The 13,751-nt window shown below is 75.3% G+C and carries 9 protein-coding genes; 5 read left to right on the forward strand and 4 right to left on the reverse strand.

The window, feature by feature from the left end; genetic code table 11:
- Positions 1 to 160: 160 nt before the first annotated feature.
- On the forward strand, positions 161 to 565 hold the full coding sequence (locus tag ABFY03_RS03220; protein ID WP_319012505.1) for a PPOX class F420-dependent oxidoreductase: 405 nt from the start codon (positions 161 to 163) through the stop codon (positions 563 to 565).
- A gap of 84 nt (positions 566 to 649) precedes the next feature.
- Here the strand turns inward: ABFY03_RS03220 and ABFY03_RS03225 are convergent, their stop codons facing one another.
- Entirely contained in the window at positions 650 to 2,062 is a 1,413-nt protein-coding gene (locus tag ABFY03_RS03225; RefSeq protein ID WP_346169098.1) for a DUF5685 family protein, read from the reverse strand.
- Between the two features lie 274 nt (positions 2,063 to 2,336).
- Here ABFY03_RS03225 and ABFY03_RS03230 point away from each other — a divergent pair, with 274 nt between their 5' ends.
- From ABFY03_RS03230 to ABFY03_RS03240, 3 genes are all read left to right on the forward strand, one after another.
- Positions 2,337 to 3,494, forward strand: a complete 1,158-nt coding sequence (locus tag ABFY03_RS03230) for a S1 family peptidase (protein WP_346169099.1) — start codon at positions 2,337 to 2,339, stop codon at positions 3,492 to 3,494.
- Positions 3,495 to 3,742: 248 nt separating this feature from the next.
- On the forward strand, positions 3,743 to 4,648 hold the full coding sequence (locus ABFY03_RS03235; RefSeq protein ID WP_319012508.1) for a potassium channel family protein: 906 nt from the start codon (positions 3,743 to 3,745) through the stop codon (positions 4,646 to 4,648).
- Between the two features lie 61 nt (positions 4,649 to 4,709).
- On the forward strand, positions 4,710 to 5,360 hold the full coding sequence (locus tag ABFY03_RS03240; RefSeq protein WP_319012509.1) for a class I SAM-dependent methyltransferase: 651 nt from the start codon (positions 4,710 to 4,712) through the stop codon (positions 5,358 to 5,360).
- 221 nt (positions 5,361 to 5,581) lie between these two features.
- Here the strand turns inward: ABFY03_RS03240 and ABFY03_RS03245 are convergent, their stop codons facing one another.
- Positions 5,582 to 6,706, reverse strand: a complete 1,125-nt coding sequence (locus ABFY03_RS03245) for a substrate-binding domain-containing protein (protein ID WP_346169100.1) — start codon at positions 6,704 to 6,706, stop codon at positions 5,582 to 5,584.
- A 293-nt stretch (positions 6,707 to 6,999) separates the two neighbouring features.
- Between ABFY03_RS03245 and ABFY03_RS03250 the strand changes: the two genes are divergently transcribed.
- Complete coding sequence (locus tag ABFY03_RS03250; protein ID WP_346169101.1) at positions 7,000 to 9,957, forward strand: polysaccharide lyase family 8 super-sandwich domain-containing protein; 2,958 nt, start codon at positions 7,000 to 7,002, stop codon at positions 9,955 to 9,957.
- A 122-nt stretch (positions 9,958 to 10,079) separates the two neighbouring features.
- On the opposite strand, the gene ABFY03_RS03255 is transcribed toward ABFY03_RS03250, so the two are convergent.
- Both ABFY03_RS03255 and ABFY03_RS03260 read right to left on the reverse strand, forming a co-directional pair.
- Entirely contained in the window at positions 10,080 to 12,005 is a 1,926-nt protein-coding gene (locus ABFY03_RS03255) for a DUF2264 domain-containing protein (RefSeq protein ID WP_428838203.1), read from the reverse strand.
- 86 nt (positions 12,006 to 12,091) lie between these two features.
- Positions 12,092 to 13,750, reverse strand: coding sequence for a glycoside hydrolase family 5 protein (locus ABFY03_RS03260; protein WP_346169102.1), 1,659 nt, complete (start codon positions 13,748 to 13,750; stop codon positions 12,092 to 12,094).
- Position 13,751: the final 1 nt, after the last annotated feature.

Below are 13,751 nucleotides of genomic sequence, written 5' to 3' on the forward strand. Positions count from 1 at the left end.
CGCCCCAGGAGACCACGCGTCCCGGTCGGCGCCGGCCGGCCGGGACGCGGGCCCTTTTCGCGGCGGATCCCGGCCGACGTGCGCACGGCGGCCGTCACCGCCGTGGCGGATGCGCTAGGAAGGGAACACGACATCCGCACCCGTCCCGGAGGGAGCCACCATGTCCGCCGAACTCAGCGACAGGCTCAAGGAACTGCTCGACGGCCCCGTCTTCGTCTCCGTGTCCACCATCCAGCCCGACGGAAGCCCGCAGGCGTCCCCGGTCTGGGTGAAGCGCGACGGTCACGACATCCTGTTCTCGACCACGGTCGGGCGGCGCAAGGAGCTGAACCTGCGCCGTGACCCGCGTGTCACCGTGCTGCTCCAGCCCTTCGACTCCCCGTACGAGTACGCGGAGATCCGCGGCACCGCGCACATCACCACGGAGGGGGGCCAGGAGCTGATCGACGAGCTGTCGATGAAGTACAGCGGCAAGGCGTACCGCGACTTCAACCCGGCCTCGGTCCACGACGCCCAGCGCGTGGTCGTCCGGGTCACTCCGCGGAAGGTCGTCGGCCGGCTCTGAGCGGCACCGGGGCCGAACCGCCCGGCCCGGGCCGGCCGCGACGCCCTCACGCGTCGCGGGCCGCCCGGCCGGGCACCGCCCCGTTCAGTCGCAGCAGTCGCAGCAGCACTTGCACGGGTTGCAGCAGCCGTCGCCCGAGCCACCGCCGCAGCCGCCGGATCCGCCCGAACCACCGGAGCCACCGGAACCGCCCGAGCCGCCCCAGCCGCCGGAGCCCCCCGAGCCGCCGGAACCTCCGGAGCCGTTCCCGCCTCCGCCCCAACCGCCCTGCGAGCCGCCCGAGTTGCCGCCGCCACCCCGGCCGCCGAACCAGCCGTCGCCGCCGGAGCCGCCGTGGTTCGAACCGCCGTCGGCGAGGGGGTCGTCCGGGCCGGAGTCGTCGGCGCAGCCGCAGCAGCTGAAGCACAGGCGGCAGTCGGCGCACAGCCGGCGCCACTCGCGGCACCGCCGGCATTCGCCCTCCGGCGGCCGGCCGGACGCCAGCGACGGACCGTCCGGCGCCGCGCCCGTGACGGCCCCGACTCCGCAGGCCGCGTCGGTGGCGGTCCGCGCGGTCGGGTCCGCCGCCGTGCGGCGCTCCCCCAGCCAGGGCAGCACGCGCCGCAGGCCGGGCTCCGGGCGGCGGTGCCTGTGGTGCCGGTGCCGGGGGTCGAAGGCGCGGTCGACGGCACGCTCCAACTCGCCGCCCAGCAGCGTGTGGACCAGCCGGCCGTCGACGAACTCGGCGTCGGACAGAGCGAGTCGGATGCCGTGGACGGCGTCGTCGCAGAGCCGGCGCACCTCGGCCCGGCCCGCGCCGGTCACCGCGATCGGGTTCCACGTGCCCGACGCCGCGTCCGCGTCCAGGTCCTCCACCGCGTCGAGGAGATGCGCCAGGCGGCCGAAGAGCCGGCCGGCCTCCGCCAACGGTGCGGCGTTGCCGGGGCGGCCGGTGAGCACGGCGGTGTACGAGAAGGCGGCGGCCGTCGCCGTCTCGGTGGGCTCGGTCACCGTGAGCAGCGAGCCGCCGAGGCCGGTCGACCGCTCGATGTCCGCCTGGCGTTCGACCGCGTCGAGCAGCACCGCCGTGTCGAAGCCGAGCCGTTGTCCGCCGGCCGCGCCCGCGCGGTCCCAGCCGCGGGCGACCCGGCGTGCCGCCAGCGCCACCGGGCGGCGCGCCACCAGGCCGTCGCCGTCGGCGACGTGGTCGCGTATCTTGGCCGTGGCCAGCACCAGGGAGACGGTCGCGGCGAGCCGCGCGCCCTCCCCCTGGGCCACGTCCGCCGACCGCATCCCGCGCAGCGGGCACGGTCCGGCGCCGCGCCGCCAGTCCCCGGAGCGCTCCGACTGCGCCTCGGTGAGCACCGAGACGATGAGGCCGTCGTAGTTGGTGGCCACGCGCGCGAACTGCCCGTACTCGCCGCGCAGGGCCAGGCACAGCCCGCAGAGGTGCGCCATCCACTCGGTACGCAAGCCCTCGCCGAGGCGATGGCGGCATGGCCTGATGATTCCGAACACCGGTGTTCTCCCCCGTAGGACGTGAGTTGCGGTCGCGCCTGACGTCAACCGTGGGTGACGCGACGCGCGGCCGTCATCCTAGAGGGTGCCTCGCGAGGAGGGCCCGGCGCGACGAGCAGCCCGCCCTGCGGCGGCAGTTCGGCGTCCGCCCCCGAGCTGCGACCACCCCGGAACGACGGATGGTATGGACCTGACAAGTCGGGGCCGCTAGCGTGTGCGTGCGCTCGCTTGAGAGCGCTCTCACGCGTTCCGCTCCCCCACACCTGGAGGTCCCGTGAAACGCACCACCCCCCTGCGCGCCACGCTCGCCGCCGCCCTTCTCCTGACGGTCGGCCTGGGCGCCGCCCAGGCCGGCTCGGCGAGCGCCGCCCCGGCCCCCGAACCCACCGCCGCGGCGCCGGCCGCCTCGGCCGGGCTGCTCGACGCGATGCGCCGCGACCTCGGGCTCACCGCGGCCCAGGCCGAGCAGCGGCTGCGGGCCGAGAAGACCGCCGTCGCGGTGGAGAAGACCGCCCGGGAACGCGCCGGCGCGGCGTACGCCGGCGCGTGGTTCGACCCGGCGGCCGGCCGGCTCGTCGTCGCGGTGACCGACCGTGCCGAGGAGGCGGAGATCCGGGCCCTGGGCGCCGACACCCGGCTGGTCCGGCACAGCGCCGCCGCCCTGGACCGCGCCAAGGCCCGCCTGGACGGGCAGGGCGCACCCGCCGGAGTGGCCGGCTGGCACGTCGACCCGAAGGCCAACAGCGTGGTCGTCGACGTCGTGCGCGCCGAGCGGCACTCCCCCGCCGTCCGTGCCTTCCTGGACCGGGCGCGGGCCGGCGGGCTCGTCACCGTCGCCGAGACGGCGCAGGCGCCCCGTACGTACGCGGCCGGCACGGTCGGCGGCGATCCCTACTACACGGGCAACGTCCGCTGCTCGATCGGCTTCTCCGTGCACGGCGGCTTCGTGACGGCCGGGCACTGCGGACGGGCCGGGGCGGCGGTGCGCGGCTGGGACGGCTCCGCGATGGGCACCTTCCAGGGCTCGTCGTTCCCGGGCGACGACTACGCGTACGTCTCGATCCACAGCGGCTGGTGGACCGTGCCGGTGGTGCTCGGCTGGGGCACGATCCCCGACCAGCTGGTACGCGGCTCGGCCGAGGCCCCGGTGGGCGCCTCGATCTGCCGCTCCGGCTCGACGACGCACTGGCACTGCGGCACGGTCCTGGCCAAGAACGAGACGGTCAACTACAGCCAGGGCGCGGTGTACCAGATGACCAAGACGAGCGTCTGCGCCGAGGGCGGCGACTCCGGCGGCTCGTTCCTCAGCGGCGACCAGGCCCAGGGCGTCACCTCCGGCGGCTGGGGCAACTGCTCCAGCGGCGGCCAGACGTGGTTCCAGCCGGTCAACGAGATCCTGAACCGCTACGGCCTCCGCCTCCACACCGCCTGAGCCCGCCCCGGCGCCGCGGTCCCGGGCCCGGATGCCTCCCGCCCTACGACGCGGCGGGGCGACGGGGCGACCGGGTGACCGGCTGACCCCACGGCGGGACCCCGTCCCCGCGCGGGGCGCCCTCCGGCCGCGCATGCTCGAAGCATGAGCGAGGAGGTCGCCCCGGTGGAGCGGACGGCCCGCGCCCCTGGCGCCGGGCCGCGCGCCGGGCGCGGGAGCGCGGCGCCCCCGGCGGGAGAGGTGCCGCGATGACCTGGATCGTGACGCCGCTGGGGGCGCTGCTCGTGCTGTTCGTCCTCCGTGACCTCTTCCACACGCTCTGGCACCCGACCCGGCACGGCGGGCTGAGCCGGCTGGTGATGCGGGCGGTGTGGCGCGTGTCCGCCCACCGGGGCGCGCGGTGGCGCCCCGCCGGGCTGGCGGGCCCGCTCGGCATGATCGCGGTGCTCGCCGTCTGGGCGGTGACGGTGGCCGTGGGGTGGGCGCTCGTCTACTGGCCGCACATGCCGGACGACTTCTCGTACGCGACCGGGCTCGATCCGGGCGAGCACGCGGGCCCGGTGGACGCCCTGTACGTCTCCCTGGTCACCCTGGCGACGCTGGGCCTCGGCGACATCGCGCCGACCGCGGGCTGGCTGCGGGTGCTGGCGCCCCTGGAGGCCCTGGTGGGCTTCGTGCTCCTGTCGGCGACCGTCGCCTGGATCCTGGGCATCTACCCCGCCCTCGCCCGCCGCAGGACCCTGGCCCTGCGGCTGTCCCACGTCCGCCGCAGCCGGGTCGGCGCCGGGGCCCTCGACTCCGACGGCGGAGCGGCGCTCCTCGACGGGCTCGCCGCCGCCCTCTCCACCACGACCGTCGACTTCATGCAGTACGCGGAGTCGTACTACTTCCACGACGGCGACGAGAACACGGCCCTGCCCCGCCAGCTCGGCTACGCCCTCGACCTCGCCGACCGCGCCGACGAGGCCGGCCATCCGGACGTCCGGCTCTCCGGCGCGGTGCTGCGCACGGCCCTCGACGACCTGGCGGCGGCGCTCGACGAACGGTTCCTGCGCACCGGCGAGGGGACCGAACGGGTCTTCGCCGCCTACGCCGACGACCACGGCCACCCGTGGGGGCCGGACCGCCGGGCCGACGGCGACGAAGGAACCTGAGAGGACCGCTCTCGGCGAACGGCGCCCCGGACTGTCGGTGCCGGGGACTAGGGTCGCCCGCATGGCCGAGCCCACCTTTCTGACCGCCGTCCGCGCGTCGTACGACACGGTCGCCGCCGCCTACGTCGAGCGCATCCCGCCACCGGCGGCGCTGGATCCGCTGTCGCGCGCGATGCTGGCGGCGTTCGCCGAACTGGCGCGGACCGCCGGTCTCGGGCCGGTCGCGGACGTGGGATGCGGTCCGGGACGGATCACGGCGCACCTCGCCGGGCTGGGGGTGCCCGCCTTCGGCGTCGACCTGTCGCCGAAGATGATCGAGCTGGCCCGCCAGGCCCATCCGGGACTGCGGTTCGCGGAGGGCTCGATGACCGCGCTGGAGACGGGGGACGACGAGCTGGGCGGGATCCTGGCCTGGTACTCCACCCACCACACGCCGCCGGAGTGGCTGCCGCGGGTGTTCGCCGAGTTCCGTCGCGTGCTCGCGCCGGGCGCGCACCTGTTGTGGGGGGACTACGTCGGCGACGAGCGGCTGCGGCCGACCCAGGGCTACGGCCGACCGGTCTCCTACGAGTCGTACCTCCTGCCCCTGGACCGCGTGGCCGGGCTGCTGGAGCAGGCCGGGCTCGTCGTCACCGCGAAGCTGGAGCAGGAGCCCGGCGGGCGGGCGAACCGGCCGCACGCCTGCCTGCTGGCCCGCAAGCCCGTCCCGTAGGCCGTCCGGCCTCCGGTCCCGGAGACGGGAACCGGGCTGCTCGCCCGGGACCTCGTCCGCGCCACGCCCTCGCGGGAGAAGGACCGGGAGGGGGCGGGGGTCCGGTGATCCCCACCGTCGCCCTGAACGCCGCGCGCGACGTCACGTACCGCCCGGACCGGCCGCGGCCCGGCACGTCCCTCCGGGTGCGCGAGTTCCCGGCGGGCTGGGCACCGCCCCGCTCACCCCGCCGGCACCGCCGGCGGCAGGCCGCCGCAGGAGGCGCGGACGGTGATGGCGGGGCGCAGCAGGACCTGGCGGCGGGGCCGGTCCGGGTGCGTCAGCCGGTGCAGCAGCAGTTCCGCCGCCGTGCGGCCCAGCTGGTGTTTGGGCGGCGCCACGGCGGTCAGCGGGATCTCGGCCAGGTCGGCGATCTCGTCGTCGTAGGCGACCAGCGCCAGGTCGTCGGGGACCGCGAGGCCGGCACGCCGGGCGGCGGCGGCGAGCAGCGCCGCCTGCCGGTCGCCGAAGCACAGCGCGGCCGTGGCGCCCGCCGCCCGCAGCCGCTCCAGGCAGCGGTCGGCGGCGGCCGGGCTCCACTCCTGGAGGGCGGCGCTGAACTCGACCGCACGGCAGTCGAGTTCGCGTACGGCCTGACGGAAGCCGGTGGTCACCGGCTCGGCGGTCGGGCTGGGGGCCCGGAGCACCAGGCCGACGGCCCGGTGGCCGAGGCGGGCGAGGTGGTGGACGGCGTCGTAGCCGCCGGCCTCGTGGTGGGTGCAGACGTTCTCGGTGGTGTCGCCCGGCGTGCCGCCGCGCCGCTCGATGAGGACGGCGGGGACGCGCAGTCCGGCCAGCCGGCGCAGGTGGGCCTCGGGGTGGTCGAGACCGATCAGGGTGGGGACCAGCAGCAGACCGTCGACGCCGGAGTCGAGCATCTCCTCCAGGGCGCGGAGTTCGCGTGCCCGGTCGTAGCCGGAGCAGACGATCGCGAGGCGTGCGCCCGCCGCCGTGACCTCCTCCTCGATGCCCGCCAGGACGCGTGGGTAGTAGAAGGCGGTGTCGGGCACGATGACCCCGATCCGTGCCGCGCTGCTCGGCCTGGACTCCGGGGCGAGGACGTAGGTGCCCGAGCCCTGGCGGCGTACGACGAGTTCCTCGGCGACCAGGTCGTCGACGGCCCGGCGCACGGTGCTGACGGAGGCCGCGTTCGCCCGCGCGAGTTCCTGCTCGGTGGGCAGCCGGCTCCCGGGCGGCCAGACGCCGTCGGCGATCTCCCTGCGCAGCCGGTCGGCCAGCCGCCGGAATTTCAGCTCCCTGCCGCCTCGCCCGCCGGGCTCCGCCCCGTGCCGCGTCGCGCCCGTCATCCGCACTCCCTGGTCCCTCACCCGACCAGGATTTGGCACGGGTCATGCGAGGTCAACGCCCCTTCGACCGCATGATTCCCCCATGCGGCCGCGCCGTGGCCCCCAGGGGGGCCGTGCCCCGGCTGCCGGGGAATCCGGTCCGTCACCGCGCGTGTCCGCGTCCGGTGGGGCCGCCCGCGCCGGTCGTCGGGAAACATACGGTCGGTCATGTGCTGTCGGTGCGTTGCCGTCCCCGGAGCGCGGCCCCTAGCGTCCTCGCCAACCCGATCAGGGTCTCGTCAAGGAGGACGCCGATGGACGCCGACCAGCTCACTGGGCCTCTCACCGCGGCGATGAGCCGCCGGCGGCTGCTCCGGCTCGCCGGGGCCGCCGCCGCCCTGGCCGGTGCCGCCCAGTTCCTCGGGCCGACGCCCGCCCGGGCCGCCGACACGTACGACGCCATGCGCTCCACCTGGGTGGGGCTGCTCACCGGGACCGGCTTCGACCCGGCCGCCGCCCCGTTCGCGACCGCGCTGTCCGCCCTCGGGAACGAGGCCCGCGCCCAGATGACCGCGATGGCTCCGGGCGCCTCCTCCCTCTGGCCGGACCTGCCGATCGGCACGGTCTCCGCCCATGTCACGACGAGCTACGTCCGGCTGCGGAGCATGGCCCTGGCGTACGTGCAGCCGGGCACCGGGCTGACCGGCAGCGCCGCGCTCGCCTCGGCCGTGTCCACCGGTCTGGACTGGCTGGCCGCGCATGCGTACACGCCGTCGACGACCCCGTACGACAACTGGTGGGACTGGGAGATCGGCGCCCCGCAGCGGTTGCTCGACATCGGCGCGCTGATGTACGCGCGGCTCGCCCCGGAGCAGATCGCGGCCGGCTGCGCGGCCGTCGACCACTTCGTGCCGTTGTCCGAGTTCGCCTCGTACAGCGGGCACAGCACGGGCGCGAACCGGGTCGACCTGTGCCGGGTCCTCGCCCTGCGCGGCGTGATCGGCAGGGACGGGTCCCGCATCGACACCGCGCGGAAGGGGCTGTCCCCGGTCTTCCCCCGCGTCCTCACCGGCGACGGGCTGTACGCCGACGGCAGCTTCATCCAGCACACCTGTGTCCCGTACGCCGGCACCTACGGCACGGTCCTGCTGGGCGGTCTCGGCAGGATGTTCGTCCTGCTGGCCGGGACGCCGTGGGCCGTCACCGACCCGGAAGCGCGGTCCTTCTGCTCCGGGGTGACCGCCGGCTGGGCGCCGTTCGTCTACAACGGCCTGGTGATGGACGGCGTGTCGGGACGGGGGATCAGCCGGGGCGTCCAGAAGAACGACCCGCTGCGGATCCAGCAGGACGACCACACCCGGGGCCACGCGGTCGTCTCGGACATCCTGCGGCTCGCCGCCTCCGGCATGGCGCCCGCGGCGCAGTCGGCGGCCTGGAAGGCGATGGTGAAGGGCTGGCTGCGGCGGGACCACTACGCGCCCCTGCTCGCCGACAGGAGCATGGGGATCCCCGAACTCGCGGCAGCGCAGGCCCTGTTGGACGACCCGTCCGTCACCGCCGCCCCGGAACCGGTCGAGCACCGTCTCTTCGCCATGGACCGGGCCGTCCACCGCAGGCCCGGCTGGGCCGCGCAGATCAGCATGAGCTCCGCCCGCACGACCTTCTACGAGACGGGCAACGGCGAGAACCTGCGCGGCTGGCACTCCGGCTCCGGCATGGTCTCGTGGTGGGGGGACACCTACGGCAACGGCCAGTACGCGGACGCCTTCTGGCCCACGGTCGACCCCTATCTGCTGCCCGGCACGACCGTCTCCACCCGCCCGCTCGCGGACGCCGCCGGCGGCGAGTGGAACAGGACGCGCCCCACGAACACCTGGGCCGGCGGCACCACCGACGGCACGTACGCCGCCCTCGGCCAGGACGTGCGCGGGCTGCAGTCCACCCTGACCGGCAGGAAGTCCTGGTTCTGCCTCGACGACGCGATCCACTGCCTCGGCGCCGGCATCACCTGCGCCGACGGCGTGAGCGTGCGCACCACCGTCGACAACCGCAATCTCGGTCCGAACAACAACCAGGTCTTCACCGTGGACGGCACCGTCCAGCCCGCCACCCTCGGCTGGAGCCGCACCTTCACCGGCAGCCGGTCCATGGCCGTCGGCGGCATGGGCGCCTGGGTCTTCCCGGAAGGCGCCACCGTCCACGTCCAGCGGGTCGCGCGGACGGGCTCCTGGTCGACGGTCAACACCTCCTCCTCCGCCACGCCCCTCACCCGCAACTACCTCTCCCTCTGGTTCGACCACGGCACCGACCCCGCCGGCGCGGGCTACAGCTATCAGCTGATGCCCGGCGCCACCGCCTCGGCCGCGGCGGCCCGCGCGGCGACCCCCAACGTCACCGTCCTCGCCAACACCGCCGCCGTCCAGGCCGTCGACTGCCCGTCGCTCGGCCTGACCATGGCCAACTTCTTCGCCGCCGGCACCGCCGGACCGATCACCGTCGACGCGCCCTGTTCCGTGCTCGTGCGGGAGCGGAACGGCACGATGACCGTGGTGGTCTCCGATCCCACCCGGGACGCGGCCACCGTCCGGGTCACCCTCGCCCGCGCCCGCTACGCCTCCGTCTCCGCGGCCGACGGCGTCCAGGTGCTGACCACCTCGGGGCAGGTCGTCCTGCTCGCCGAGACGGGGGGAACGCAGGGCGCCGGCCGGACCGTCAGCCTCGGCACCTCCGGCACCGCCCCCGCGCCACGGACCGCCGCCTCGCTCGCCGCCACCGCCACCACGTACGTCCGGGACGGCGCGTACGGCACCACCAACTACGGCGACGCCGCCACCATGGTGGTGAAGAACACCGGCGGCACGGGCAACGGCTACAACCGCCGCGCCCTTCTCGCGTTCGACGTCGCCGGGCTCACCGGGACGGTCTCCCGCGCGGTGCTGTGGCTCCACGGCAACGTCCAGGACTCCGGCGGGAACCGGACCGTCGTCCAGGCCTTCGCCACCGCCTCCGGCTCCTGGACCGAGACCGGGGTCACCTGGAACAGCGCCCCCGCCCTGACCACCGCCCTCGGCACCGGCGCGGTCTCCACGAGCCATGACTGGGTCGGCCTCGACGTCACCGCCGCCGTCGCCGCCGCCCGGGCGTCCGCCGACGGCAGCGGCACCGCGTCGCTCGCCGTCTTCGAACCGCTCGGCGCGGTCGGGCTCGCGGCCGTTCTGAACACCCGCCGGAGCGGCTCCCACCAGCCCCGTCTGGAGGTCATCACGACCTGACCGTCCGTGGAAGGCGTGTCCGTCCGGCCGGCGGGCTCCGTGACGTGATCACCCCTTCTGACGTCGGCGACCGCCGGCCGGACGCGAGGGTCCGCGCCTGCTGCGGCGGCTCCCCGGCCGGGTCAGCGGGTGACGGTGACCGCGTCCGGCGCGAGGACGGCCCGGTGGACGCCGCCGCCCGGCCACCGCACCTCCACCCGCGGGCCGTCGACGGTGAGGTCCGGGGGCGGGGGCGGCGGGGTGGCCGTGCCGGTGAGCCGCGCCACGGCGGCGAAGAGCGACGGGCCGTCCGTCGCGGTGCGGCCGGCCAGGACGGGCACGGCCGCACTCTCCCCCAGCGCCGTGCCGCCGGGAAGCTCGCTGCCGCTCGCGGAGGTGTAGCCGTGGAGGCCGCGGAGGGTCGAGGTCAGCCGGGTGCCGTCCGTCCCGACCGCGACAGCGGTCGCCTCCTGCCCCTCGGCGGCGACGTGCGCGTCGCCCCCGGCGGCCGCCCAGCCACTGTGGCGTATCCCGGTTCCCTGCGCGGCACCGGTGACGAGGTGGAGGCGGAGCTCCTCGGCTCCGGTCGCGAGCACCAGCGAGGTCACGGTGACGCCGGGCAGCTCGGCGCCGTCGGCGCGGGGGGTGTGGGCGGAGGCCGCCCAGCCGTCGCCGGCGCCGAGGGGGCGGATCGGTCCGCGCGCGGTGAGCGCCCCGTCGACCAGCAGGCCGAAGTGGTTGTCGGGGGTGTCCCCGTGGGCGGGGCCGGTGACGGTGGAGTGGGCGAGGCGGGCGTAGAGCGGGCTGTCGGGCAGGGTCCGGTCGGCCGGCTGGTCGTCGCTGCCGTGGTTGTGGAGCCGGACGATCCCGTCGGCGGCGGTGGACTGGATCAGCCAGCCGGGCTGCGGCAGCGGGACCACGTGGTCCGCCGTCTCGGCGGGGCCGGGTTCCTCCACCGCCGTCCACACCGGGTGGTCGGGGGGCAGCAGCAGGCCGAGGAAGCCCTTCGACGCCCAGTAGGGGGAGGCGGGGCCGGAGTACGCCTGGACGGTCGCCGGGTGCGGTCCGAACCAGCCGAGCGCGAGCAGGCCGCCGGGGTCGAGGGCGCCCCGGTCGAGGAAGTACCGCAGGGCGCCGGAGGCGAGGCGCCGGGTGGTGCCCGGTGACAGCGGGGTGTGCCCGGTGAGCGCGCCGGCCCAGAGCGGCGCGGCGGCGGCGAAGCGGTAGGAGAGGGAGCGGCCCTGGTGGACCGGGGCGCCGTCCGCCCCGAAGGTGTGGGCGTAGCCGCCGAGGTAGGAGGCGAGCCTGCGGCCGTACGTGTCGAGCAGGGCGGCGTCGCCGGCGAGGTGGGCGTGGAGCAGTGGGTAGAGGTGGAAGGCCCAGCCGTTGTAGTGGTCGAAGGCGCGGGGGCGGCCGTCGGTGTACCAGCCGTCGCCGAGGTACCACTGCTCGATGCGGTCCAGTCCGCGGTCGAGGGCGCGCCGGGCACGGCCGTCGGGGTCGGGGCCGGATTCCGCCAGGAAGCCGCCGACCATGGCGGGGAACAGCCACCAGTTGTTGTCGACGGGTGAGGGGCCGAGGCCGGGGGCGAGCCAGGCACGGACGCGTTCCCTGGTCCCGTCGTCCAGGTGGTCCCAGAGCCAGGGCCGGGTGAGGCGGAGGGCCACGGCGATGGAGGCGGCCTCCACCAGGGCCTGCGGCCGGTCGGCGATCCTCGGCCAGGACACCGCGTCCCCGTCGGCGAGGTCGCGTTCCGCCGTCGGGGTCCTGGTGCCGGCGGCGAGCCCCGCCGCGTACCGGGGCAGGAGTCCGTGCGGGTCCTCGCCGCCGGCGCCGGCCACCCGGAGGGCCGCGAGCAGGAACGTGCGCGCGTAGCCCTCCAGGGCGTCGGAGCGGCGTCCGGAGAGGCTGGGCCGTGCGCCGGGGAGGTCCACGAGGGCGTGCTCGGGTCCCGCGTGCCTGCCCACCGCGGCGAGCAGGCCGTCGGCGACGGCTTCCCAGTGCGCCCTGGTCCAGCCGGTGTGGGGGCTGAGCGCCCGGTCCTCGGGGGGAAGTCGGAACGAGGACATGAGGGCGCGCTCCCTGGTCGGCATCGATTGATCGAATGTAGAAACGGATTGATCAATCGTCAAGGTGTGCTGATCGAATGATCAGATCAGGTGAGCTTGCGGCAGAGCAGGGCGTCGGGGACGCCGTAGTGGAGCCACTTCCAGGTGGAGGCGACGCCCGCCAGGTACTCGTCGTCGGCGCACTGGCCCTTGAAGGATCCGGGGGCCCAGTCGCTGGCGTTCGAGCCGCCGGTGGCGGGCCGGTTGTCGCCCTTGTCGAACCAGAGGACGCGGCCGGTGGTGGGAAGGGAGGCGGCAGCCGGGGCGCAGAGGAGCGCGGCCATGGCGTCGTCGCGCACGCTGTAGCCGACGGCGAAGCTCCCGTCGGGGCACTGGAGCTTGTCGTAGCCGCTCGCCCAGTCGCCGCCGGTGACGTACCGCTCGTCGGTGACGACGGTCCACGCGCCGGCCCCCTTCGCCGGCTGCCCGGCGTCGGTGCACAGTCCGCGGCTGTCGCCGCGGCCGAGGCCGGCGAGACGCTGGGTGTCGGGGCAGTTGCCCTTGCGGTTGCCCGGCGACCAGTCCGGCCGGGCCAGCATGGTGGCGGAGACGTCGTAGTCGGCGTGGTCGAGGTTGAGCATGTTCCACCGCGGGGTCTTGTCGACACGGCCGGTCCTGGAGGGGGCGGCGACGAGCTTGTTCCAGTCGGTGGCGCGCCAGTCGCCCGGGTCCATGACGCCGAGCCGGGTGCCGTCGGCGCCGTAGCTGACCATGGCCCAGGTGTCCTGGGGCCTGCCGTCGGCACCGGTCCAGCCGACGAGCGGCCAGATCGCGAAGTCGGTGTCGTTCGCCACCAGGATGTCGGTGAAGCGGCGGAACCAGTCGCGTTCCCTGGCGTCGAGGTCGCCGCGTCCGCCGGCGCCGAACTCGCTGATCCACACGGGGGCGGTGAAGTGCTGGCCGGCCCGGGTGACGAACAGGGCCTGTTCGTCGACGACCCTGACGAGCTCCTCGGGGGTGAGGTCCTCGTAGCGGGGGTCGGTGGTCTCGCCCGTGCCCGTGGCGCCGGTGTGGTGCGGGCCGGTGTAGCCGTAGAAGTGGGCGGCGTACACCAGCTTGTCGGAGTGGACGAGGGTGTTGGAGAGGGTGGCGACCGGGGTGAGGGTCGGACGGCCGTGGGGGGTCAGGTCGGTGGGGATGCCCTGCCAGTTGATGCCCTCCATGACGATCAGCAGGTCCGGGGCGGCCCGGAGGATCTCGTTGCCGGCCTCTTCGAGCGCCTTGTTCAGGTCGTGGTCGTTGCCCCAGCCCCAGTTGGGGTCGTTCCAGGTGTCGCGGCGGACCTCGTTGCGCAGGTCGGCGCCGACGACGCGCTTGTTGGCGCGGTAGCGCTTCGCGAGGAAGACCCAGTCGTCGATCCACTGGCGGGTGGTCTGGCCGCTGTTCCAGCGTTCGTTGCCGTCGAGGCCGCAGCAGAAGCGGTAGCTGGTCGTGTGGTTGTTGAGGACGACCGCGAAGCCGTCGTCGGTGAGTTCCTGGATCACCGCGTCGAGGACCTGGAGCGGGGTCTTGCCCCGGAGCTGCGGGTTGGCGGCCACCGCCGCGTCGGGGACGACGGTCGTGTCGTGGACGAGCGCGTTGGCGAACGGCAGCCGGACGCTGTTGAGTCCGAGGGCGTGGAAGTCGGCGAGGATCTGGTCGACCGGCTTCCGGTCCAGGCCGAGCGGGATGTTGTGGGCGTTCTGGTCGGCCTGGTGGTTCGTCACG

Source organism: Streptomyces roseofulvus (assembly GCF_039534915.1).
Classification (GTDB): Bacteria; Actinomycetota; Actinomycetes; order Streptomycetales; family Streptomycetaceae; genus Streptomyces; species Streptomyces roseofulvus.